This is a genomic window from Paenibacillus sp. JSM ZJ436 (genome assembly GCF_044383795.1).
Taxonomy (GTDB): Bacteria; Bacillota; Bacilli; order Paenibacillales; family Paenibacillaceae; genus Paenibacillus_AQ; species Paenibacillus_AQ algicola.
Genome location: NZ_JBISEO010000027.1, coordinates 1 through 24,348 on the forward strand (window position 1 = coordinate 1; position 24,348 = coordinate 24,348).

The 24,348-nt window shown below is 44.1% G+C and carries 18 protein-coding genes and 11 tRNA genes; 27 read left to right on the forward strand and 2 right to left on the reverse strand.

All coding sequences use genetic code 11. From position 1 onward, the window contains the following. Window positions 1–50 precede the first annotated feature (50 nt). The 18 genes from ACH6EH_RS19450 (at window position 51) to glmS (ending at window position 12,293) form a co-directional block, all read left to right on the forward strand. Window positions 51–126, forward strand: a tRNA-Asn gene (locus ACH6EH_RS19450). A 3-nt stretch (window positions 127–129) separates the two neighbouring features. After that, a tRNA-Thr gene (locus tag ACH6EH_RS19455) sits at window positions 130–205 on the forward strand. A 6-nt stretch (window positions 206–211) separates the two neighbouring features. After that, a tRNA-Glu gene (locus ACH6EH_RS19460) sits at window positions 212–286 on the forward strand. Window positions 287–424: 138 nt separating this feature from the next. Next, window positions 425–500 (forward strand) — tRNA-Val (locus tag ACH6EH_RS19465). Between the two features lie 55 nt (window positions 501–555). Beyond that, a tRNA-Gln gene (locus tag ACH6EH_RS19470) sits at window positions 556–630 on the forward strand. 23 nt (window positions 631–653) lie between these two features. After that, window positions 654–729 (forward strand) — tRNA-Lys (locus ACH6EH_RS19475). A 15-nt stretch (window positions 730–744) separates the two neighbouring features. Beyond that, window positions 745–828: transfer RNA gene (locus tag ACH6EH_RS19480), tRNA-Leu, on the forward strand. A 6-nt stretch (window positions 829–834) separates the two neighbouring features. Next, window positions 835–909: transfer RNA gene (locus tag ACH6EH_RS19485), tRNA-Gly, on the forward strand. A gap of 3 nt (window positions 910–912) precedes the next feature. Continuing rightward, window positions 913–989: transfer RNA gene (locus tag ACH6EH_RS19490), tRNA-Arg, on the forward strand. A gap of 21 nt (window positions 990–1,010) precedes the next feature. Further along, window positions 1,011–1,084, forward strand: a tRNA-Pro gene (locus tag ACH6EH_RS19495). A gap of 11 nt (window positions 1,085–1,095) precedes the next feature. Further along, window positions 1,096–1,169: transfer RNA gene (locus tag ACH6EH_RS19500), tRNA-Gly, on the forward strand. A gap of 409 nt (window positions 1,170–1,578) precedes the next feature. Continuing rightward, a complete protein-coding gene (gene ppc / locus ACH6EH_RS19505; RefSeq protein WP_397333493.1) occupies window positions 1,579–4,365 on the forward strand; it encodes a phosphoenolpyruvate carboxylase in 2,787 nt (928 codons plus the stop codon). A 197-nt stretch (window positions 4,366–4,562) separates the two neighbouring features. Next, on the forward strand, window positions 4,563–5,132 hold the full coding sequence (gene sigW / locus ACH6EH_RS19510; protein ID WP_138227114.1) for an RNA polymerase sigma factor SigW: 570 nt from the start codon (window positions 4,563–4,565) through the stop codon (window positions 5,130–5,132). Between the two features lie 120 nt (window positions 5,133–5,252). Next, entirely contained in the window at window positions 5,253–5,867 is a 615-nt protein-coding gene (locus ACH6EH_RS19515) for a zf-HC2 domain-containing protein (protein WP_208204755.1), read from the forward strand. Window positions 5,868–6,074: 207 nt separating this feature from the next. Beyond that, window positions 6,075–6,896, forward strand: a complete 822-nt coding sequence (cdaA, locus tag ACH6EH_RS19520; RefSeq protein ID WP_138227112.1) for a diadenylate cyclase CdaA — start codon at window positions 6,075–6,077, stop codon at window positions 6,894–6,896. Window position 6,897: 1 nt separating this feature from the next. Next, window positions 6,898–8,430, forward strand: a complete 1,533-nt coding sequence (locus ACH6EH_RS19525) for a CdaR family protein (protein ID WP_397333494.1) — start codon at window positions 6,898–6,900, stop codon at window positions 8,428–8,430. Window positions 8,431–8,475: 45 nt separating this feature from the next. Further along, a complete protein-coding gene (gene glmM / locus ACH6EH_RS19530) occupies window positions 8,476–9,816 on the forward strand; it encodes a phosphoglucosamine mutase (RefSeq protein WP_208204712.1) in 1,341 nt (446 codons plus the stop codon). Between the two features lie 644 nt (window positions 9,817–10,460). Beyond that, a complete protein-coding gene (gene glmS / locus ACH6EH_RS19535; protein WP_208204713.1) occupies window positions 10,461–12,293 on the forward strand; it encodes a glutamine--fructose-6-phosphate transaminase (isomerizing) in 1,833 nt (610 codons plus the stop codon). A gap of 799 nt (window positions 12,294–13,092) precedes the next feature. On the opposite strand, the gene ACH6EH_RS19540 is transcribed toward glmS, so the two are convergent. Both ACH6EH_RS19540 and ACH6EH_RS19545 read right to left on the reverse strand, forming a co-directional pair. Further along, the gene (locus ACH6EH_RS19540; RefSeq protein ID WP_397333495.1) at window positions 13,093–13,509 is read right to left on the reverse strand and encodes a hypothetical protein; all 417 of its coding nucleotides are present in this window, start codon (window positions 13,507–13,509) and stop codon (window positions 13,093–13,095) included. Between the two features lie 14 nt (window positions 13,510–13,523). Continuing rightward, window positions 13,524–14,219 (reverse strand): hypothetical protein, encoded by a 696-nt coding sequence (locus tag ACH6EH_RS19545; RefSeq protein ID WP_397333496.1) that lies wholly within the window; start codon window positions 14,217–14,219, stop codon window positions 13,524–13,526. 239 nt (window positions 14,220–14,458) lie between these two features. Between ACH6EH_RS19545 and ACH6EH_RS19550 the strand changes: the two genes are divergently transcribed. The 9 genes from ACH6EH_RS19550 (at window position 14,459) to ACH6EH_RS19590 (ending at window position 24,237) form a co-directional block, all read left to right on the forward strand. Beyond that, window positions 14,459–14,902 (forward strand): TnsD family Tn7-like transposition protein, encoded by a 444-nt coding sequence (locus tag ACH6EH_RS19550; RefSeq protein ID WP_397333497.1) that lies wholly within the window; start codon window positions 14,459–14,461, stop codon window positions 14,900–14,902. 257 nt (window positions 14,903–15,159) lie between these two features. Continuing rightward, complete coding sequence (locus ACH6EH_RS19555; protein WP_397333498.1) at window positions 15,160–16,083, forward strand: AlbA family DNA-binding domain-containing protein; 924 nt, start codon at window positions 15,160–15,162, stop codon at window positions 16,081–16,083. 91 nt (window positions 16,084–16,174) lie between these two features. Continuing rightward, window positions 16,175–17,803: an ATP-dependent nuclease gene (locus ACH6EH_RS19560; protein ID WP_397333499.1), complete on the forward strand. Its 1,629-nt coding sequence runs from the start codon at window positions 16,175–16,177 to the stop codon at window positions 17,801–17,803. Further along, on the forward strand, window positions 17,790–18,917 hold the full coding sequence (locus tag ACH6EH_RS19565; RefSeq protein WP_397333500.1) for a UvrD-helicase domain-containing protein: 1,128 nt from the start codon (window positions 17,790–17,792) through the stop codon (window positions 18,915–18,917). The genes ACH6EH_RS19560 and ACH6EH_RS19565 overlap by 14 nt, the downstream gene beginning before the upstream one ends. Window positions 18,918–19,023: 106 nt before the next feature. Beyond that, the gene (locus tag ACH6EH_RS19570; protein WP_397333501.1) at window positions 19,024–20,982 is read left to right on the forward strand and encodes a KAP family P-loop NTPase fold protein; all 1,959 of its coding nucleotides are present in this window, start codon (window positions 19,024–19,026) and stop codon (window positions 20,980–20,982) included. 7 nt (window positions 20,983–20,989) lie between these two features. Beyond that, window positions 20,990–21,715, forward strand: coding sequence for a hypothetical protein (locus ACH6EH_RS19575; RefSeq protein WP_397333502.1), 726 nt, complete (start codon window positions 20,990–20,992; stop codon window positions 21,713–21,715). A 2-nt stretch (window positions 21,716–21,717) separates the two neighbouring features. Beyond that, complete coding sequence (qatC, locus tag ACH6EH_RS19580; RefSeq protein WP_397333503.1) at window positions 21,718–23,061, forward strand: Qat anti-phage system QueC-like protein QatC; 1,344 nt, start codon at window positions 21,718–21,720, stop codon at window positions 23,059–23,061. Window positions 23,062–23,075: 14 nt separating this feature from the next. Further along, complete coding sequence (locus ACH6EH_RS19585) at window positions 23,076–23,825, forward strand: TatD family hydrolase (protein ID WP_397333504.1); 750 nt, start codon at window positions 23,076–23,078, stop codon at window positions 23,823–23,825. A gap of 64 nt (window positions 23,826–23,889) precedes the next feature. Continuing rightward, a complete protein-coding gene (locus ACH6EH_RS19590) occupies window positions 23,890–24,237 on the forward strand; it encodes a hypothetical protein (protein ID WP_397333505.1) in 348 nt (115 codons plus the stop codon). The last annotated feature ends 111 nt before the right edge of the window (window positions 24,238–24,348 follow it).

A 24,348-nucleotide genomic window follows, 5' to 3' on the forward strand; every position in this document is an offset into this window, starting at 1 on the left:
GACCGCAGGGTCCCGGGAGAGTAGGACGCCGCCAAGCGTGCATTACATATTCCCTGATAGCTCAGTTGGTAGAGCACTCGACTGTTAATCGAGTTGTCACAGGTTCGAGTCCTGTTCGGGGAGCCACTTGCTTCCATAGCTCAGTAGGTAGAGTGCATCCATGGTAAGGATGAGGTCACCGGTTCGATCCCGGTTGGAAGCTCCATTGCAAGGCCCGTTGGTCAAGGGGTTAAGACACCTCCCTTTCACGGAGGTAACAGGGGTTCGAATCCCCTACGGGTCACCACTTTTTTTACTAGCTTCTAGGGATGAGAATCCCAATGGTTCGTCGGAGCTTAAGCGGCGTGAGGAATACTTCGCAGTCTCGAACGTAGTGAGAGTATCCCCTACGGGTCACCACTTTCTTAATATGCTTCATCTACATGGAGGCTTAGCTCAGCTGGGAGAGCATCTGCCTTACAAGCAGAGGGTCGGGGGTTCGATCCCCTCAGCCTCCACCATGATCGTCTCATAATTTGTCTCATGTTTGGACAAACTAAGGAGCGAACACCATATTGGGGATTAGCCAAGCGGTAAGGCAACGGACTTTGACTCCGTCATGCATAGGTTCGAATCCTATATCCCCAGCCATTTTCTTAAGTAAGTTTGCTTGAGAGCCATTAGCTCAGTTGGTAGAGCACCTGACTTTTAATCAGGGTGTCGAAGGTTCGAGTCCTTCATGGCTCACCATTGTTTTAACCTTGTGCGCGTGTGGCGGAATTGGCAGACGCACTAGACTTAGGATCTAGCGTCTTTGACGTGGGGGTTCAAGTCCCTCCACGCGCACCATGTTTTGCGGACGTGGCTCAGCGGTAGAGCATCGCCTTGCCAAGGCGAGGGTCGCGGGTTCGATTCCCGTCGTCCGCTCCATAAGTCCCCTTAGCTCAGCTGGATAGAGCGTTTGACTACGAATCAAAAGGTCGGGAGTTCGAATCTCTCAGGGGACGCCATTTTTCATAAGTAGTATGTAACGGGACGTAGCTCAGCTTGGTAGAGCACCTGGTTTGGGACCAGGGGGTCGCATGTTCAAATCGTGTCGTCCCGATTGTTACATCTGCGGGTGTAGTTCAATGGTAGAACTCCAGCCTTCCAAGCTGGTAGCGTGGGTTCGATTCCCATCACCCGCTCCATACATAACGCAGGACATCACTAAGGTGATGTTTTTTTTACATCCTCATGCCATGCTCCTGCGAAGTGTCACTGTGATAAAGCGTTAGATGCATTGCTATAACCAGGGGCATTTAATTTTTCAGCCAGGTAGATTATGAGCTCGAACAGGCTTACAGCCTTGCGGTTTTGAAACGCTGAACGTTCCTGATCCTATGTATTGATAACGCTGAATGTTACTTATGCAAGCATGCAGCTTACGCCGGATTGTCTTTATCCAGCATGTGGATAAGACTTGCGTGAAAACGTCTTCTTTTGTCGGAATGCTGAATTTTTTAACCGTAAAGTAAAGATTTTCGAGAGTATTTATTGTATGATGTTAGGAAGCATAAACTAGATAAACTGTTATCGGGATGAGATGGGAGGAGCAATATGTCTGAACTTACTGTAACCGCCAAGAGCAATTCCAACAATCTGCTGCGGCGTGATGTACGGTTTCTAGGAAACATTCTGGGTGAAGTTCTGGTCCACCAAGGCGGAACTGAATTACTGGATATTGTCGAAAAAATCCGTGAGACCAGTAAATCGCTGCGTTCCGAGTTTTTACCGGAGCTTTTTGCAGAATTCAAGCAAATGGTAAGCACGTTGAATCCGGACGTGAGGCATCAGGTGATCCGCGCGTTCGCGGTGTACTTCCAATTGGTAAACATTGCGGAGCAGAACCACCGGATCCGCCGTAAACGGGATTATGAGCGTTCTGCAGGGGAAAGCGTGCAGCCTGGCTCTATCGAAAGTGCTGTGCAGGAGCTCAAGGAGCGTAACTTCACGTTTGAAGAAGTGCAAAATATGCTGGAAGGGCTTTCCCTGGAGCTCGTGATGACGGCTCATCCAACAGAAGCGATGCGCCGTGCGATTCTAGATATTCACAAAAGAATTTCCGAGGACGTTATGCTGCTGGATAATCCGACGCTGACTTTCCGCGAAAGAGAGCAGCTGCGCGAGAAGCTGTTGAATGATGTCATTACCCTGTGGCAGACAGATGAGCTGCGTGACCGCAAGCCAACGGTACTGGATGAAGTGCGCAATGGGATGTACTATTTCCATGAGACGCTGTTCCACGTGCTGCCAGAGGTTTATCAGGAGCTGGAACGCTGCCTGAACAAATATTATCCGGGGAATGACTGGCATGTGCCTACATACCTTCGCTTTGGTTCCTGGATCGGCGGCGACCGTGATGGAAATCCATCGGTAAAGGCGGATGTAACGTGGAAGACGCTGGAAATGCAGCGCAAGCTGGCTATCCGCGAGTACCAGCGTATTTTGACAGGTCTGATGAAGAGTCTGAGCTTCAGCACGACCATCGTGAACGTATCTGAAGAGCTGCTGGCGTCGATCAATGAGGATCGCGAGAAGGTAACGCTGAAGAAGATGGAGATCTGGCATAACGAGAAGGAGCCCTACCGCATTAAGCTGGCTTACATGCTGGCCAAAATGACCCACGTCCTGGATCCGAACATGACAGGTACAGAGCGTTACCAGACACCTGAGGAATTCATTGAGGATTTGCGGATTATTGACCGCAGCCTGCGTCATCATTTTGCGGATTATGTAGCAGACACGTCCGTGAAGCAGACGATCCGTCAAGCGGAGCTGTTCGGGTTCCATACAGCGACACTGGATATCCGCCAGCACAGTAAAGAGCATGAGAACGCGATGAAGGAAATTCTTGCCCAGATGAACGTGGTGGAAGACTACGCGTCTATGGAGGAAGAAGACAAAATTGAGCTGCTGAATAAGCTGCTTAATGATCCTCGTCCGCTGACGACTCCTTACCAGGGCTACAGTGAAAGCACAGAGGAGTGCCTGGAGGTATTCCGCACAGTGTACCGGGCGCAGCAGGAATTCGGCGTCAACTGTATTTCCAGCTACCTCATCAGTATGTCTGAAGGGGCTAGTGATATCCTGGAGGTCATGGTATTCGCGAAGGAAGTCGGATTGATTCGCAAGCATGCAGACGGCCGTGTCACAGCGACACTGCAGTCAGCCCCATTGTTTGAAACGATTGAGGATCTTCATGCCGCTCCGGCCATAATGAAACGCCTGTTCCAGCTTCCATTCTTCCGGGAGAGCGTGAAGGCCATGAATGATGTGCAGGAAATCATGCTGGGTTACTCCGACAGTAATAAAGATGGCGGCGCAGTGACGGCAAACTGGGAGCTGCAAGTGGCCATGAAGGAAATTACGAAGGTGGGCGAAGAGTTCGGCATCAAGCTGAAATACTTCCACGGACGCGGAGGATCTCTCGGACGCGGAGGAATGCCGCTGAACCGCAGTATTTTGGCACAACCGGCGAACACTATTGCTGGCGGAATCAAAATTACTGAGCAGGGAGAGGTCATCTCCTCCCGGTACTCGCTGAAGGGCATTGCATACCGCAGCTTGGAGCAGGCCACATCGGCGTTGATTAAGGCATCCATTCAGGCGCGTACACCGCAGGAGAACGCACAGGAGAAGGAGTGGGAGGCTATTGCAGCCCAAATCTCCGAAGTGTCGCAGAACAAGTATCAGGACCTGATTTTCCGCGATCCGGATTTCTTGTCCTTCTTTAAGGAATCTACACCGTTGCCAGAGGTGGGAGAGCTGAACATCGGATCCCGTCCTTCCAAGCGGAAGAACAGTGACCGTTTTGAGGATCTGCGGGCTATTCCATGGGTATTTGCTTGGACGCAGAGCCGCTATCTGCTCCCGGCCTGGTATGCGGCAGGCACTGGCCTGAACAGCTATTATGAGGGCAAAGAAGAGAATCTGAAGGTTCTTCAGGATATGTATGTTAACTATCCGTTCTTCACTTCCCTCATTAATACACTGCAGATGGCTCTGGCTAAGGCTGATCTGATCATCGCAGAGGAATATTCCTTAATGACGAGTGATGAGACGGCTAGACAGCGCATCTTCAGTCTGATGAAGAACGAGTTTGAGCTGACGAAGCAAATGGTGCTGAAAATTACAGGCCAGCAGGAGATTCTGGATAACCAGCTGATGCTGCAGGAATCCATTCGTTTGCGTAACCCGTACGTAGATCCGCTGAGCTACCTGCAGGTGCAGCTGTTGAAGGAGCTTCGTAATCTCCGTGACAGCGGTGAGGACGATCCGGATCTGCTGCGTGAAGTGCTGCTGACGATTAACGGCATTGCCGCGGGACTCCGCAATACCGGTTGATGGGAAACAGGACTTGAGGCATGTGCTGTGAAGCAGGCCCATAAGCCATGAAATGACACGGAAGAGGCTCCCTTTAGGGGGAGCTTCTTTTTTCGTGCAGGTGGGGCTTTATGATTTGTGTTGCTTTTTAGATTTGGATGATTTACCATTTTAATGATGTGTTTAGACGTTACCCATCAGACCATTCTGGGGGAATTATGGTGGACAATTTAGATGTACGACTGGCGAAGCTGGCCCGAAAGGGAGACCAGCGGGCTTTTGCCGAGCTATTAGAGCTGTATAAAGATAAGATCTTCCATCTCGCGTATCGGATGCTGTATAACCGGCATGAGGCGGAGGATGTAGTGCAGGAAACGTTTTTGAGGGTATATAAGAATCTGGACCGCTATGATGAGAAGCAGAAGTTCTCCACCTGGGTGTACCGGATCGCAACCAATCTGTGTATTGATCGCCTTCGCAAACGAAAGCCCTCATACTCGCTCGATGCGGAGATGAGTGAACAGGAGGGCACGGATGGGTATTCCATGCTGCCGAGTCAGGACCCTTCTGTAGAATCCGAGGTACTGCTGTCCGAGACGCAGCAAATTATTCATCAAGCGATGGCGACACTGCCTGCGAAGTACAAGAGTATTATGATTTTGAGGTACATTCAGGATCTATCCTTACAGGAGATTAGTGATGTGCTGGATCTGCCGGTGACGACGATCAAGACGCGGGTGCACCGCGGACGTGAGTTTTTGCGGAAGAAGCTGGAGTATAAACTGTAAAACAGGAATTAAAATAAATGAAACATCTTCGTTTCCGGTGCGTAAACAAAGAAGCAAGTCTTATGCTTTGTGTAACAGAGCGGGACCCAGCAAAGAGATCGAACGAAAGGAATGGCTGATATGAACTGCAAAGTGGCCGTCTCTTTGATGCATGATTATCTGGATAATGACTTGTCCAAGCCGCAGCAGCTGGAGCTGAAAGCTCATATGGTGGAATGCACGGATTGCCGGAACAGACTGGAGGAGCTGGAGAAGACAGATATGCTCTTGTTCTCTCTGACTCATCATGCCACAGGCCCTTCGGAGGATTTAACAGAGCGCATTATGGGCATGCTGCCCAAAGAGAAGAAGCAAAAGGCATGGGTAACCTGGGTCAAAAGACATCCTGCTATCACCGCGGCAGCGCTGTTTCTTGTGGTGATGCTGTTCAGCACCGTCAGCTTCTGGGATCAGAACAATCAGCTTGTGGTAAGAGGCACCGAGCTTGACAAGCTCGTGATCAAAGGCCAGACGGTAATCATACCGCCGGACCAGACCATTACAGGTGACATCACTGTGGAGAACGGCAAGACCGAGGTTTTTGGACAGGTAGAAGGGAATCTGACCGTCATCGACGGGGAGCTGTTTCAGGCTTCTACAGCGTATATTTCCGGACAGGTTAAAGATATAGATAAAGCTATGGATTGGATTTGGTATAAGATCACCAATCTTTTCACGGATGTTGCATACCGCTAATCATGGACCTGCCAGCGAGGCAGAGGGCATGAATACCGGCGCCTCTTTTCTGACGAGAAGGTGGCGCCTTTTTGCGTTTCTGTTATTTTCTAGGTGATAAATGGGCCGCTGACTTGCATCGGAGGGGCTAACGTTATAACCTAGAGTATGTAGAGCACATACTACATATATTAAAGGTTACTTAAAGAACATGGCGGGGGTTACTATATGGAGTATTTTGCGGACTTGACTTGGAAAGAGTCCATTAAAGATATTATCGATATCCTCATCGTCACTTATATCATATACCATCTGATTTTGCTCGTACGAGGAACGCGGGCGGTTCAGCTGCTGAAGGGGATTCTGGTGCTTGTCGTCATCTGGGCGCTCAGCACGTGGTTTGATCTATATACGCTAAAATGGCTGATGAACCAGATCTTTACGTTCGGTGTACTGGCAATCTTTATTATTTTTCAGCCGGAGCTCCGCCGAGGTCTGGAGCAGCTGGGGCGCGGAAAGCTGTTCGGGCGGGCCGCGGATATGGATGAGCAGACTAATAAGTTAATCGGCGAAACCATTAAGGCCGTGAATTATTTATCACGTCGAAAAATAGGGGCGTTAATTGTATTTGAACGCACGACGGGCCTGAACGAATACGTGGAATCCGGAATCTCAATGCGCTCTGTGCTGAGCTCGGAGCTGATCATTAATATTTTTATACCGAATACACCGCTGCATGACGGGGCTGTCATTATTCAGAACGGGCAAATTGCTGCAGCAGGCTGCTACCTGCCGCTGTCCGAGAATCCTTTTATCAGTAAGGAGCTGGGTACGCGCCACCGGGCGGCCATCGGGATCAGTGAGGTAGGAGATGCTATTTCTGTTGTCGTTTCGGAAGAGACGGGACAGGTATCGCTGGCGATGAACGGACAGGTTGTCCGCGATATTAAAGAAGAATCACTGATTTCGAAGCTTTATGAACAATTGCGTCCGGCTGCCGCTGTAAAGGAGAAACGCTCGTTCTTCTGGAAACGGAAGGGAGACCGTTAGCATGGATAAATGGATTAAGAATAACACCGCTGCCAAGCTCATCGCTCTTGCTGTGAGCATGCTGCTATGGGTGATGGTGCATATTGAGAACGGTGTGCCTGCGCCGCCTACGACTTCGTTTGATACCAAAACGGTACAGGTGAATATCCAGACGTTCGGTTTTGATGATACTGCTTATGCCCTAACGGGGATCAGTGCCGATCAGGTGTCTTTAAGGGTGAAGGGGCGCCGAACGGATATTACGACGATTTTTGCCGATGAGTATAAGGTGAAGCTGGACTTAAGCGGGATCAAGTCTCCCGGCACACAGACACTGCCATTAACGCATTCGCTGCCCAACGGCGTGGAGCTGGTCTCGATGGAGCCTTCCGTCGTCACGGTCACGGTGGAGGAGCGCCAGTCTGAGACGGTTCCAGCGGCGGTCGGCACTAGCGGCGAGCTAGCTGAGGGCTACCGGCTGTCGGGACCGATCGAGGTGAATCCGAAGAATGTGCAGGTGACGATGCCGGAGTCAGAGCTTGCCAGGCTGTCCCAGGTGAAGGGCACGGTGGAGCTGGACGGGGCGAAGGAGTCTTTTGAAGAAAATCGGGTGAAGCTGACCGCATATGATCAGGAAGGAAATGAAATGACAGACGCTGTCATTAATCCGCCTGCTATTGCGGTTCAGGTTCCGGTGGAAGCGGGCTTTGTAAAGGTACCGCTGGAGGTTCAGTACACTGGCAGTCTGCCGGAGGGGCTCGTGCTTTCTGAAGCTGACCCGCGCATCACAGAGGTTACACTATACGGCGAGCCGGAGCAGATTGAGAGTATAAAGTCCTATAACGGTGCGTTGATTGACTTGTCAGAGCTGACAGAGGCAGGGACAACAGTGCTTTCGGCAGACTTGACGCCGCCTCCAGGATTTGAGAGAATCGAGCCGGGCTCCATGGAAGTGGAAATGACGGTTGTTGCGGTCAGCGAGCGGATGATGGATGATATTCCGATTTCGATTACGAATGTTCCTTCCGGTCTGAAGGCGGTCATGGTCGAGCCTGGACGTTCCTTCCTATCCATGACGCTGAAAGGGGCGCCGGCGCGGCTGGACGAGCTGCAGGTCCAAGATATCATTCTTTCCGCAGATGCCTCCGGGCTGGACGCAGGCATTCATGAAATCCCGTTAGAAGTTACCTTGCCCCGGTTCGTCAGCCGGGTGAACAACAGCCGCATTGTCATTACAGTAGAGCTAAGGGAGCCGGCTGAGCCTGCAACGGGAGAGCCTTCCGAGCCGCCGGGAAGTCCAGGCTCCAGCGATAATGATGGCAGAGAGCCGGTGCCTGAGCCGGAAGAGGAGCCTGACGGGGATCGCAGCGGAGAGAAGGATCCGCCGCGTGAGGAAGATGACCGCGCTGGCTCCCAGCCTGGGAGCGGGACAGGCCCGGGAGAAGAGGAACCAGCTCCGGAACCCGGTAATCAACCGGGCAATCCAGAGCGTGATCCAGCTGACGATCCGGAGAATGAAACGTCAACAGAGACGACAGACACCAGAGCAGAATAAATATATAATTGAAGCAGCATTTATACAAAAGGAGATCAAAGAACAATGGGGAAATATTTCGGTACTGATGGGGTCAGAGGCGTTGCAAACCAGGAATTAACCGCAGAAATGGCGTACAGCATTGGCCGCTGCGGCGGGTATGTTCTTGCAGGGAGCAAGGAGAAGCCAAACGTTGTCATTGGCATGGATACACGGATTTCCGGCGCGATGCTGGAGTCGGCACTGGCAGCAGGACTGCTGTCCATTGGCGCGAATGTCATTCGAGTGGGAGTCGTAAGCACACCGGCCGTCGCTTATATTACACGTTTACTGAAGGCGGATGCAGGGGTTATGATCTCGGCGTCACATAATCCGGTGGAGGATAACGGCATTAAATTTTTTGGCGGTGACGGCTTCAAGCTGTCGGATGAAACGGAGCTGCAGATTGAGAAGCTGATGGACGCCGAGCAAGACGAGCTTCCTCGTCCTGTCGGTAAGGATTTGGGGCGCATGACCACAGATGAAGAGGCGAAGTACAAATATTTAGAATATTTGAAGACCACCATCAAGAACCGCTTTGACGGCTTGAAGATTGTGCTGGACTGTGCCCATGGAGCTGCATATGAGCTTGCTCCCCAGCTGTTCCGGGATTTGGGAGCAGAGGTTATTGCCATCGGCGCTGAGCCGAATGGACTGAACATTAATGAAGAGTGCGGTTCTACACATCCGGAGCTTCTGCGCGATGAGGTGCTGCGTCACGGTGCGGATCTGGGACTTGCTTTTGACGGCGATGCGGATCGCCTGATTGCGATCGACAGCACGGGAGATGAAGTGGATGGCGACTTTATTCTGTGCATCTGCGGAGATGCCATGAACCGCGCCGGATTGTTGAAGGAAGGCACCGTAGTGTCTACCGTCATGAGCAATATTGGCTTCTATAAAGCGTGCGAATCGCTGAAGCTGAAGACAGCCAAGACCGCAGTAGGTGACCGCTATGTGATGGAAGAGATGCGTAAAGGCGGCTATAATCTGGGCGGCGAGCAGTCGGGGCACGTTATTTTTCTCGATTACAATACTACAGGGGATGGCATTCTGACGGGAATTCAGCTGGTAGATACATTGGTATCGGCCGGGAAGCCGCTGAGCGAGCTGAAAAAGAGCATGCGCAAATATCCACAGGTGCTCGTCAATGTTCGCGTTGGGGATAAGAGCAAGTATGAGGGGAATCCAGGCATTCTTGCTGCCATTGCGGAGGTTGAAGGCATTCTTGGCAGCAATGGGCGGGTGCTGGTTCGTCCATCCGGTACAGAGTCATTGATTCGTGTAATGGCAGAAGGACCTGACAAGGAAGAGCTGGAGCGTTATGTTCAGCAGATTGCAGAAGTCGTGAAGCAGGAACTTGCGTAATTAGCGGTATTTTGTCCAGGAAAAGGCCGGAGAAGAGAAAGATCGCGTTTCACCGGCCTGCTCTTGGGTTGATACAACTAAGAGAGCTCCAATGGGCAGGAAGACCAGTTGCCAAACCGGCTGGAGATGCATATAATAAACCATGTTATTCAAAAATAGAAAGGCAGGGTTGTGAGGTTACTGAAGCTTTACAAGCGCCAGAGCTTGTGAATGCGCGGGGACGGCAGAGTAGCTTAGAATGAAATCATGGAGTCTGACGGAAGAAACGTACAGTCACCATGGCTAAGCGAGATGCCAACGGCATTCCAAGCTGACGAGGTGGAGGTGTTCGAAATGTTCGGCGGGGACCTCCCGGTATGCTGCACCAGCCGTAAGCCGGATCGGAAAAGGAACAGGCGACTGTTCCCACAACGTGCCGGCAGGTGCCACTATACTAAACTGGAAAACCACGAGTGTGCGAGAACACGCGGTTTGATTTCGCGGTGGAGGAAGAGTGCATTCAAGGTTTCGGTGAATTCAGTCTGCGTGACAGGCTTGAACGTTGATAACTGAATAAATCATTCTTCTTTGTATTTTCTACCGCACATGCAGATCCGTGTTCTGTTGACGTCTCATCGTGGGACACCGAACGGAGGAATTTTATTATGTGTGGTATTGTTGGATATATTGGGAACCAGAAGACGCAAACGGTGCTGATCGAGGGATTGAAGAAGCTGGAGTACCGCGGGTACGATTCGGCAGGCATTGCCGTATTTACATCGGAGGGTCTTCAAGTTGCGAAAGCCAAAGGACGTCTTGCGAACCTGGAGTCGAAGCTGGAGAATGCTCCGCTCGTAGGAACTGCAGGAATTGGACATACACGTTGGGCTACGCATGGCAAGCCTTCGGATGTGAACTCCCATCCCCATACGGACGAAAGCCAGAAATTCTCGGTGGTGCATAACGGCATCGTGGAAAATTATCTTGAGCTTAAGGAAGAGCTGATAGAGCAAGGCCATCAGTTCGTGTCCGAGACGGATACCGAAGTGATCTCGCACCTTATTGCCCGTGAATACAACGGAAATATCGTTGAAGCGGTGCAGAAGGCGATTACCTTCATGCGTGGAGCGTTTGCTCTGGGTGTGCTGACTGAGTATGAGCCGGATAAGCTTGTAGCAGTGCGTCAAGCGAGCCCGCTGATTATTGGTATTGGCGAAGGCGAGAACTTTATTGGTTCCGATATTCCAGCTATTTTGAAATATACGCGTGATGTATACATTTTGAACGATGGCGAAATGGCTGTGCTTACGGCTGACGCTGTCGAATTGATGACGATTGAAGGGAATTTTATTTCTCGGGAAATGATTCATGTCGAATGGGATGCAGTCACTGCAGAAAAAGGCGGCTTTGATCATTTCATGCTCAAAGAAATTCACGAGCAGCCGAAGGCTTACCGTGACACAATGCTGGGCCGTGTGGATGAAAGCGGGCGCCGCGTCGTGTTCCAGGATTTGAAGCTGACGGAAGAACAGATCAAGAACATTCGGAATGTTCAGATTGTTGCCTGCGGGACGGCTTATCATGCCGGCTTGGTGGGACGCAGCGTCATTGAGCAGCTGGTTCGTATTCCTGCGGAGAATGATGTAGCATCTGAATATCGCTACCGCGATCCGATCGTAACTCCGGAAACCTTGGTCATTGTCGTCAGCCAATCCGGTGAAACTGCAGATACACTGGCAGCATTGCGTGAAGCGAAGAGCAAAGGTGCTCACGTGCTGGCTATTACGAACGTAGTTGGCAGTTCTATCGCCCGGGAAGCCGACGATGTCGTTGGAACCTTAGCAGGCCCTGAAATTGCAGTAGCCTCCACAAAGGCGTACAGCTCCCAGCTGATTGCTTTCTATCTGTTCGGTCTGTACCTTGCACAGGTTCGAGGTACAATTACCGAGGATGCAGCTGCTGAAATTATCGCTGCAATGGACGCCCTGCCGGAGCAGGTTGAGTCTATGCTGGCGAACACGGAAGCAATCAAGGGCTATGCCGAGCAGATCTCCAAGCACCAGCACTTGTTCTTTATTGGCCGTGGACAGGATTACGCTGTTGCTCAGGAAGGCTCTTTGAAGCTGAAAGAAATCTCTTACATCCACTCTGAAGCGTATGCTGCAGGGGAACTGAAGCACGGAACGCTGGCTTTGATTGAAGAAGGTATTCCTGTGATCGCTCTGGCCACGCAAGAGGATGTACTGGAGAAGACGGTCAGCAACATCAAGGAAGTTAAAGCCCGTGGTGCCGATGTTATGGTAATCACGTACGAGGAGCATGTGGTGAACCTGCTGAAGTCTGTCGACCAGGCCTTTGCAATTCCAAAGACCCTGCCTGTCCTGACAGCAGCCCTGTCGGTGGTTCCACTGCAGCTGCTCGCGTACTACGCTTCCCTGGCCCTCGGCCACGACGTCGACAAGCCGCGTAATCTGGCGAAGAGTGTGACGGTGGAGTGAATTATTGTGTGAGTTATACTTTCAATGTGAGAAGCAAATAAACTCGCCTCCCTTTCTCCAAACTCGTATCAAAGCAAATAAAGTCGTATCAGAGCTGAGCAAATTCAGGATTATTTCCTGGCATTTGCTCAGCTTTTCTTTTGGTGCAGGGGGAAGGGATTAGGGGGAAGGGAAGGGAAGGGAAATGTAGGGTGCTTCTCGAATCTTCTCAGAGGCTTTTCTCAGGCTGTTCAAGGCTTTTGGGGCGATGGAGCGGGGTATACCCAGGCATTTGCCCAGGCTCTTATTCAGGCTATTCCCGTGCCCTACAACCCTGTCCTTTCCTTGCCCTTTAATACGACTTTATTTTCATTTCCCAAGTCTTATTTGGCCCCTAACCCCTGCCTATCCTCCTTTTTTTTCTGATACGACTTTATTTGCTCAAGTTGTCAGAAAGTACAGGTGAAAGGGGCGAGGAAAGGCGTAGTAGCGGGATTTTTTAAAGGTGGGAGGGAGGGGAGGAGCCATACGACTTTATTTTCGTTACATAATTATGTCCGATGAAATAAAAGTGTGGAACCAGTAAAGAAAGTCCGGAACCAGTAAAAGAACTGTGGAACCAGTAAATAATGTTTGGAACCACAAATGAATTTATTAATTAAAGCATCTAGAGGGTAGCCTGATGAATTTAATTCGGGCTACCCTGTTTTTGTTATAAAGATTTGTTTAAATCTCGAAAGGTGTTTGTGTTCAATGGCATTAAAGGTTATTTCTTGACAATATAGTGTCCAAGGAAAATAAAAAATATTTTTACCGGAATTTAGATGTCTATCATCACGAAAAGTCCCGATGATGCAATTAAGAATATCGGGTCTTTTTGTTTTAGTATGGGAGTGAGATCCTCGGGAAGTACGTGGAGCAGCCTGCAACAGAGCAGTAAAAGGAGCGGAAATTCGCCCTTATACTGAATGTTGTAAGTAGTGTTATAGGTTTCTTTGACTAATGAACCTTCCTGAAGAGGACGTGATCCTATCGTGGATTTTTTCCCAGTTACCAAGATTCGGGAAACCGAGAAAGTATAATAACTTTTTGTTTTTTTTAGATTTTTATTTCGGTTTATAGTATCAAAAATCGGATATTTGTCACTTCTTCCGTGTTTTAATTGATTAATAAAATATGGTTCAACAATTATCGCTTTTGATAACTCGGCATCAATAGTTGAGATCATTTTTATCACAATGTCAGAAAAACCTATAACGTCGAACAAATCGATATCAACATAATCGCCAATATTAAGGCGACAAAGTTAGGCAGTTGTGTAACGTTAATATCTGATGGTGAGGTTATTTTTTGTAAATATAGTTGGATTACTGAATTAAGAGCAGGGCTGCACTTACTTCCATTGTGAATGTAGGCGTTCCTTATTTCTTTGAATACTCGGTAGCATAGCAATTGTTTATTGAACTCAAGATACGAATACTTACTTCCCCTTCGTGTAAGATGCATGTAGAATGCATCTTTTAACATTTGTGATTCATTGACTGACAAATTATTTAGTGTCCTGTGGCCTCCTGGGGACGGATCAAAGAATTGTAGTTTCTTATTCTGATTGGAAGTAATCACTCCTGTATTCTGAAGTGATAGCAGCCACCCCTCATATAAAGCAAATAGACTGAATAATAATGCTTTTGCTTGCTCCTTTTTAAAATCTTCTAGAGATTTATTTGGAAAAATTTTAGTGAAACTAATTCTTGAAAATGCAATCTCAGAGACAAAATGTTGAGTACAATCCTCTTCAGTCACACTAGGGTTTTTTAGCATATAGGTATTTAATGATCTTTGTAAGTAATCGATACCTGCTAGAGATGGCCAAATAAAATCAAACTGTCTAGTTATCTCATTAAGTACACTTTGAGTCTCAGGGAAAAAAGCTACTCTACGCTCCATTTACTTAGCCTCCTACGATAATACACAAGATTTAGATGGTAAATCATGGTCACATATACTAGTTTGATTATATTACGAGTATTACAAATTTTCACGGCCTTCTTATTTTAACTTGTGAACGAGCGTCCGGATCCCGGACACATTCATAATGATGCAGGTAAAAGCCAACGAACATATCGTCGGTGTGTTTATTTAATTCTTCGTGGCCTTTTTGGTGCTAATACAAGGGGGCAATTAGGGTGTTAACAACAACTAAAGAAAAGGAGATGACGAGCGGAAGAGCACTCTTCAATCGTGATGAGAGCAGTTCCAGCTGTTTTTATCATAAGATGCTAAGAAAAGATAGGGAATGGATGGAGCAAGTATTACCTTCCAGCAAAAAACATCAGATTCGAAAAGATTGGGAGCAACTAGATACTCAATACTGTAAAGAATTAGCCGCGGCGGCAGATGAAGTATACAGACGAAACCCCGCTGGGCAGATTAGAAAATATACGATATTAAGATATGCATCAAAGACTATTACAGAGCATTTAGAGAATGTGCCAGAAAAACTACCGAAGACTATGGAATTGTTAAACAGCAGAGTTGAATCAGACGAACATTACTTACTCCGGCATCTTCCCGTTATTATTCAAATGAAGAAATACAATAAAAGAATATCGTCATTGGAAAATATATAAATGTTTAGTCCAATGTACAGGAAAAGTTCAAAGGAGTTAGATGAGAGACTAACCATACAGTTAAATGATTTACTTATTTATAGAAAGGATGAGTAGCACGTTTGTATTAACACGATCGCTACTCATCCTTTTTATTATGATACTATGGACCAACTTTTTAGGTATTTCTTGTGGAAAAAGTAGGATTTTCTTGTTGCATGTCGAATTTTTACAGTGGACATATAGTCCGATGTACATAAGGGTATAGCGAGGTGTCTATGGACAAGGTTGATGAATTAATCGAATTTGGCTATGAGTGCGAATATCTGGACTTCAAAGAGAGACAATATCATAAAGACAAAAGTATGGATCTTCTAATGGATATAATGGCGATGGCCAATTCACGGCATAATGGAGACAAATTCATTATTATTGGAGTCAAGGATCGACCAGAAGGTAAGGAGATAAAGGGAATAAATCCGAAAGAATTTATAGATTCGTCTAATTATGTGCAGTTAGTTCTAAATAATATAGAACCTGAAATACATTTTGATTATTTCAAATATGAATATAAAGGTGTAGTGTTAGGAGTTTTCAAGATTTATAAAACAGAAAATAAGCCATACATGATGAAGAAGAAATATGAGAGACTGAACGAGGGATACTGCTTAATTCGAAAAGGAAGTACGAATACGGTGGCTAAACGCAGCGACTTTGATTTTATGTATTTAAACAAAGGACAGTTCGAGATAAGATTCCTAGAACATGCGCTACATGCCGTACACGATGCAGAAGGATGCGCTTCTATAGAAGTTGTATTAGCGAATACAACTGAATTGCCTATTACGATAATCGGGGGTACGTTATACATCCGCAATGATTATGGAAAAGAGTTAACAAGACATCACGTGTATGGTTTGGATGAATTCATAGGAGCGGACTTCAAATTATCATTGCCACCAAAATCAGAAATAGTCGGACACTTGATGGTTGGCTTTGGATCATCAGATCCTTTTAGACTAAATAGTGATGAATACGGTATATGTGCTGAGCAATTTGATTTTGAGCTTCTGCTAGTGGATGCACGAGAAAAACGATATTTTGCAACGATGAATAAAGCAAGTGTGTTTGTACACGGTGACTTTCTTTGGAAGGTTAAACAACAGAAGGGAATTCCACATAAGTTTCGGACGCATAGATGATTTAATGGGAAACAACTATCGATGTAGTATTCTATTTTAAATAGGTGGTTGGTTGACAGGTTTTCTATATTGAATTTGGGGAGAGCTCACTATGAAGATGAACAAACTTTATATTAGGAATTATAGAATGTTTAAAGATGTTCTGATAGAACTTAATAGTGGTTGCAATATTTTTGTGGGCGATAATAATTCTGGTAAGAGTACATTACTTGAAATAATTCAAGTCCTTCTGAGTGGGAAAATATATAATTCGTCCTTTGAGCGTCAATTTAAGGCATCCTTTTTTAACTATGAATCTCGCTTCAATTTTAAAGAAATTATTGCTGACCCTTCTCAGAAAATTGAAGAATTACCTTCTATAATTGTTGAAGCTTATTTCGAGAATGATAGCAATAATTCTGAATATAAAGGAACAAATAACGAGCTTAGTGAAGACTGTCCAGGCATTCGTATGAGTGTCGAGTTTAATCCCGATTATTCATCGGCATTTCAAACGATGTTACAAAATGGAGAGATTTATGATATACCGGTTGAGTTTTATAAAGTAAGTTGGAGAGATTTTGGTGATAATCCAATTATATTTAGGACTTTTCCAGTAAAGGTATCAGTGATTGATACTACACAAAAGGATTATGACTCAGCAGTAAACAAATTTATTAATTCAAGAATTACTAACAATTTATCTGATGATGAAAAAGTACATTTAACTAGGGCATATAGAAAAATGAAACATGAATTTAATAACAATCCGAACGTTATAGCCCTTAATGAAAGGTTGGCAGAAGAAGAAAAACTAGACGATAAGGTGATAAAGTTTGGTATGCAGGAAGATGTGCTCGAATCATGGATGAACGAGGTTTCAATCGAAGTCGAGAACATTCCTTTTGAAGATATGGGGTTTGGTACTCAGAATCTAATCAAAATGGAATTGGTATTTAAACAAGACTCCGATAAATCTAATGTAGTATTGTTTGAGGAGCCTGAAAATAACTTAGCATTTGGGAATATGTCACGTCTTATTTCAAAAATAAATCAAGACGAGAATAAACAAGTCTTTATATCAACGCACAGCAGTTTTGTAGCAAACAAAATTGGCCTTAAAAACATAATTCTCTTGTATAAGGGAAACATAAACCATCTAAATGCTGTAAACCCTGATACTATGGAGTTTTTCAAAAAATTGCCCGGTTACGGGACCGTTCGTTTTCTATTAGCAGAAAAAGTGATATTGGTTGAAGGGCCGACAGATGAATTAATTATTCAACGCGCTTATAAAGATGCTTACGGAAAGCAGCCAATTGAAAATGGAGTAGATGTCATTACAGTTGATTCATTAGCATTTAAAAGATATTGTGATTTAGCCATTTTAGTAAAAAAACCATTACGAATCATCACGGATAATGATGGAGATATTCAACGAAATATCATAGATAAATATAAAGACTACATCACGGCACATGGTGATTTGATAGAAATACATTATGAAACTAATGAAACACTACATACACTTGAGCCCAGCATTCTGGCTGTCAACTCAGTTGAAGCAGATGTCTTTAACAAGTTTAAACGGGTAATTTCTAAAAGGAATTCAATGGTTAACAAAAATGAAACGGAAATAGAATCTTTTATGATTAACAATAAAGCTGAATGGGGAATGAGGGTATTTGATTCAGAGGAATGCATCGAATATCCTGCGTATATAAAAGATGCGATACGATAATACATTGGTTCTTGCTTGTGCTGGCTCGGGTAAAACATACGGAATGTGTAGTGATGCAAAGTCTATATCTGAGAAATCTACTAAGAAAATTTTGATGCTGTCCTACACGAATAAAGGCGTTTACTCAATAAAGAAAGAGTATGCAAAACAAAATAATGGTGTTATCGATAAAAATGTTGTTATAAGTACCTGGTTTCAATTCATATTAAAAGAATTAATTAGGCCATATCAGAGAAGCTTTTTAGGAGTGATCAGTCAAATAAAGTCTTTTGACTTCTCTAGAACATATGGTGTTGATTATGGAAGAAAAAATACCGTGTCGTATTTTTTGAACAAGAACAAAGATGTGAAGGCTAACAATGCTACCGAGTTCGCACTTTTCTTAAATCAATTATCAAAGGGCGCTGTCTTGAAAAGGCTTGAGGAAACATATGCTTGTATTTATATTGACGAGCTGCAGGATTTGGTGGGAAAAGATATAGAACTTCTTGAACGTTTATTACTTTCATCCATCAAAATCTATTGTGTTGGTGACTACAAACAAGCAACTCTTAAGACTCACAATCCGAAATCGGATAGAAAAAAGGGTGGTATGCATGTTTTTAGTTATCTTGAGACTTGCAAAGATACACATCAAATAAACATTATTAAAAATAACACTTCCAAACGATTTGTTGCTGATATAGCAAACTTTGCGAACTTAGTATACCCAGAGGAACCGATTGTTGGAGTGCTAGAAGCCGAAGAACAACCGGCCATCGGGGTTTTTCAGATTCTTCAATCTGATGTACATGCTTATATTGAACACTTAAAACCATCTATTTTAAAATACGATGTCAGGACGCCAACCTTGGGGTATCCTTCATTAAACTTTGGGGTCAGTAAAGGAATGACGTTGGATCGTGTTTTAATTTTCCCTAATAAGCCACTTTATTCATTCTTGCTAGATCCTATAAGTCGATTGAAGGCTCCGGACAAATATTTTGTTGGTGTCACTCGAGCCAAATACAGCTTGGCATTTGTGGTTAAAGAGTTCAACCCCAACGAATATTTTTTTGAAGATAGTATTAATTTTGGTGGTAAGGACGCTACGGTTTTAAAGTTTAAAATATGAAACTGATTTTATGGATACATGAGCTTGTTGTGAGCTTCGCCAACGTATTAAGCAAACTCAGCTTTAATAGCATTATCATAGATTGGTAAAGTGGAGGTGTACTACAATGTGGTCAGATAATGAAACATCTAAGGATCTACTGGGATTTAAAGTTCATGCCGACTTAATAAGGTCAGTTGTTACCAATCCTAAGCTACTCCCAGTCACATTGGGGGTTTTTGGGGATTGGGGTAGTGGAAAAACAAGTATTATGAAAATGTTGGAGAACGATTTAGATCCCGAAAATTATCCACCGGGTGCTCCTGAAAGAGCAAAATATGAGAAAATAGCAGTTTTATATTTCAATGGTTGGCTTTTCGAAGGATATGATGATGCAAAGTCAGCACTCCTCAGCTCGATTCTATTACAACTCGGTGAGCATAAAAGATTTGGTCCTAAAATAAAAGAAAAAGTTGCCGGGCTCTTGAAATCCGTAAATTGGATGCGGGTAGCGAAATTCGGTGTGAAGGAAATAGGTATGCCTGCACTGGCAGCGTACATAACGGGCGGAGCAAGTATTGTACCAAGTTTAATGAGCACTGGTAAGAAAGCATTGGGATCAATTCTACCGACAAAAGAGGATGAAGAGACAGGGGAAGAAGGGGAATCAAAATCCGATATTAATTGGGAGGAAATGATAAAGGAAGATAAGAGCGAAGCAAGCGCCATGGATGTACGGACATTTCGACAGGACTTCGAAAAGTTGCTTAAAGATACGAATATAGAATCCTTAGTCGTGTTAATTGATGATTTAGACAGATGTTCGAACGAACGCATCATAGAAAATTTAGAAGCAATTAAATTGTTTTTAAATGTTGAGAGAACAGCATTTGTTATAGGTGCAGACCCTCGGATAGTACGTCATGCAATTGAAGTTAGATATGCGCAAATGAAGTTCAAGGATGAGCGAGACCCTGTTGAAGCCTCGGAGAGGCTTGTAACCGACTACTTAGAAAAGTTAATACAAGTTCCCTATAGGTTACCCAAATTATCACCGGCTGAGGTTGAAAGCTACATGGCCCTACTATTTTGTGCTAGGGACGTTGAAGATGAAACCTTACTTGGAAAAGTGCACAAGGCTTGTGATGAACAAAGGTGTGCAAATCGTTACTCCGTATTTGGTTACGCTGCCGTGAAAGAAGCATTTGGTGAAGCGGAACTTCCGTCTACTCTCAGTGAAAGTTTAATTTTCAGTTCCAGCATTGCGCCGCTTATTACAGAAGGGCTTAAGGGGAATCCAAGGCAAGTTAAACGATTCTTAAATGCCTATTTTTTAAGAAAAGAACTAGCAAGGGTTGCAGGACTACAAAGTATCCGAGATGACATTCTGGTGAAATTGATGGTACTTGAGTACGGACACTATAAGCAATTCATGGATTTATTTGAGTGGCAAGCTAAACAAGAAGGTAGGCCAACAGAGTTAAAGCAACTTGAAGCGGTGCTAGCACCGCCTGATGGTAATTTCGAAAATGAAGATGAGGCCAAACAAATTGCTCCGGAATGGTCTTCTTCTTTTATGCGCCGCTGGGTGGCAATGGAGCCGTTGTTGAGCGATATAGATTTGAGGGATTATTTTTGGGTAGCAAGGGACAAGCTGAGTTCAACTTTATCAGGGGTATCTATGATTCCACCATTTGTAAGAAATATACTTGAAGACATTCTGTCCTCTAATGCAGGAAGGATGGGACGTGCGTTTGATTCTACATTAAAACTAAGTACAGATGATCGCATTTTACTGCTAAATCAAATTGAAAAGCATATCCTCCGAAATCCAGATCAAAAAGTTGGCTATGATGCATTAAGAGGATTAATAGAAAAGGATGTCATTGAAAGTATTGAAATTCTCGCTCGCATTTTATTAAATGTTCCTGCGGATGCTATCCCCCCGGCGGTTGGTAACGATTTGATTACTTTGCAAAGAAGTAAACAAGAACTGAATAAGCATTTTGAACCCGTAATTAAACAATTGAAATCAACCGAGACAAAAATTGGTCGAGCTTTAAAACCTATCGAAAAAAGGAGGTAGATATTCAATGGGAACATCTAAAGGCTACGATGCACCAACAACCCCTCAATGGGGAGATCTGAAGAGTAAAGTTTCAAGGCTAGCTAAAGTAGGTCGCCCTGGCTCTGATAACTCCAAGGAATTAGTGGGACAGTTTATTCGTGCCAATGGAGGTACGCAAGGTATAGCAAGGAATGGAGGTATGGGTGCTAAAAGCGCTCAAGCTGTTGCAAGGAATTTAGGTTCATTTCTTTCCTTAGTAAACCGTCTAGGAATCAATGAAGCACTGAAACAAACGGGATTAGAGCATTTAAAGGGAAAGGCAACATCGGATATTGTTTTGTCGCTTATTGATTATTTTGGAGAAGAAGCAAGTACTATCGATCAAGTTGATGCCAGAAATGCTCTATCTCAACTTATGGACGAAATGTTTGAGAAAGTTGAGGGGATTGATGAAATCACTCAAGTACTAGAAGGATGTTCAAACCCAGACAGTTTGACGGAGATGCTGGAAAAGTTTTTTGGTTATTATGTTTATCAACAATTTTGTCGATCTTTTTATGAAAGATTAGCTTCTAAAGTTGGTAATGCTCAAGCCGATGCATTCCTAAATGATATATTAGACTATATTAAATCAGAAATTACAGTCTTTTCTCTCGATAAAGACATTACACAGGTAGATTGGAGCGGGCCAGAAGGCGAATCAATATGTGTTCAAGTATTAGAAAAAACACTAGATGTATTTGGAGGTTAGCCATGATAAATGTGACGTTAAGCCCGGCGGAAAAAACTAAACGCGAACTAGCAAAAGTGTCCCTTCAGAATACCGATACTCAAGAAGTCAGTAATCTTGATTTAGATTTTAAAACACTATTTCAAAGATGTGGAATTCCGAACAATACTGTTTTGGACTTTTTGTTTATGGCTTCTGTGTTCTATGCCACAGATAAATTTGTTGAGAGAAAAAATGCAGAGGATAAATGGACTCGGAATATTAAGATTAAAATTCCTGTATATGAGTTAATGAAGTGGCAAGCTGAAAAGGAAAATTTGGATAAGTGTATGTCATTTTTGACAGGAGATATATGGGATATTGAGTTTTATCAAAATACTTCTTCGTTACACAGGCCAGCAGAAAGTAGACGTCCACCAAGAAGAGTCCTGTCACGTGTGAATGCAGACATGGTTTGCTTATTTTCGGGTGGTTTAGATTCATTAGTGGGTGCTGTTGACTGGTTAGAAAGCAATCCACAAGGAGATATTTTACTGGTGGGGCACTATGATGGGCAAGTAAGTGGACCTAAGACAGATCAGAGTAATCTTTTAAAACATATGCAGCAACATTATGCTACCAGAATCGATTCATTACAAGTTAGGGCAGGGCAGAGGCCTTCAGGAAAAGAAACAACTTTCAGAAGTCGCTCCATATTGTTCCTGGCCATCGGCATCTACGCAGCTGCGAGTATTGGTGAGGATGTACCATTATTAATACCGGAGAATGGAACAATTGCTTTGAATATACCTCTTACACCATCTCGCAGAGGGTCTTGTAGCACGAGAACCGCTCATCCAAGCTATTTGCGAATGCTGAGTTATATTTTACAAAGTGTTGGGATAACGAATCCAATATTAAACCCATTAGGTATGAAGACCAAAGGAGAGGCAATTAGCCAGTGCAGAAATCAACAAGTATTACAAAACGCTATACCCGATTCAGTATCCTGTGGGAAAAGCGGGCATAAATCCAGTTGGTTTAGAAGAGATGCAAAGGGTTGTGGGAGATGTGTACCCTGTATTTTTAGAAGAGCGTCATTGCATGTTATACATGCAGACATTGAAAAATATGGTGTTGAGATTTTTAGTGACGAAATCGAATTAACTGCCGATAAGGACTCTTTATTAGATTTTAGGGCTATGTTATCATTTCTAGGGCATAACTATAAAGTTGAGGAAATAAAAAGATTATTGCTTTCTAGTGGTGTGTCTATAGAAGAAATTGAAGAATATTCAAATCTTGTTATTCGAGCCATGACCGAGATAAAGGAACTTGTTAATGACAAAGGAACAACTGCAATTAAACGATTGGTCGGTCTTACTTAAGGATGTGAATTAAAATGATTGATACTCATTGCCATATAGATTTGTACAAGAGCCCTTATATAATAGCTAATGAAAATGAAAAAAAAGGTATACCTACTATTGCAGTTACAAATTTACCGAGCCACTATGCATTGGGATATTCTCATTTGAAAGAATTTAAATATATTCGAGTGGCTCTGGGTTTACATCCAATCTATGCCGATAAGCATACACCTACTGAAATGAATAAATTTATTGAGTATGCAAAAACGACATCATACATTGGAGAAATTGGTCTGGACTTTTCAAGTGAAGGCATAAGTACAAAAACAAAACAACTCCAAAGCCTGCGGCATGTGTTAAGTCATATCAGTGATAGACCGCGATTTATTTCTCTTCATTCAAGAAGAGCAGAATCTACAGTCTTACAAATGCTAAAAGAGTTCTCAATTCAACAGGCTGTTTTTCATTGGTACAGTGGTTCATTATCCTTAATAAAAGCCATTGTTGAAGAAGGACACTATTTTTCTATTAACCCTGCAATGATTGAATCTGCTAATGGTTGTAAAATCATTGCGAAAATCCCAAGAGATAGAATGTTAACTGAAACTGATGGACCTTTTATCAAAGTTGAAGGAAATGTTGTTACATCTCGTGATATATCGCTTGTTCTGAAATATTTGAGTAATTTTTGGGAATGTTCATATGAAGATGCTGAGTTGCAAGTGAAAAATAATTTTAACAAAATTATATTCCCAATACAACAGTATATTAAAGGGATTTAATTTATGGCGAGACGGGACATTGAGGAATGAGGTGCATAAAATGCTCCTATGCAGATCATCAAAAGTGAGAGAGAAAATGGTTCAAGAATATAACATTAAACCCATCGCTCATGTTCGATTGTTAAATGGACAAAAGCGCCAAAGTTGTACTAAGGACTTACTTACTGACAGCTATTATTGTTTCTCTTATAAAGCAAAAGATAGTGATGTTATAGGAACTTTTTTATGTGGTACCTATGCAGCAAATCATTTTCTTGAATTAATTCAGCACCCCGAGTTAAAGGTCTTTGACCCGTTAGTATCCGAAAGTGTTGGAACAATAACAAGCAATGGTACTAATAGAGATAGAGGGTTAAATGATACATGGCATCCAACTGCAAAACAACTGTTCAATGCCAGGCCTGTTGATTAACCACTAAATGGTAGAAAAAGAGCCGTCAACCCGATAAAATGTTTGTACCCCTACAAACAATTGGGAAGGTGACGACTCCATGAAAAATACTAACACGATTCTTCCCATTCT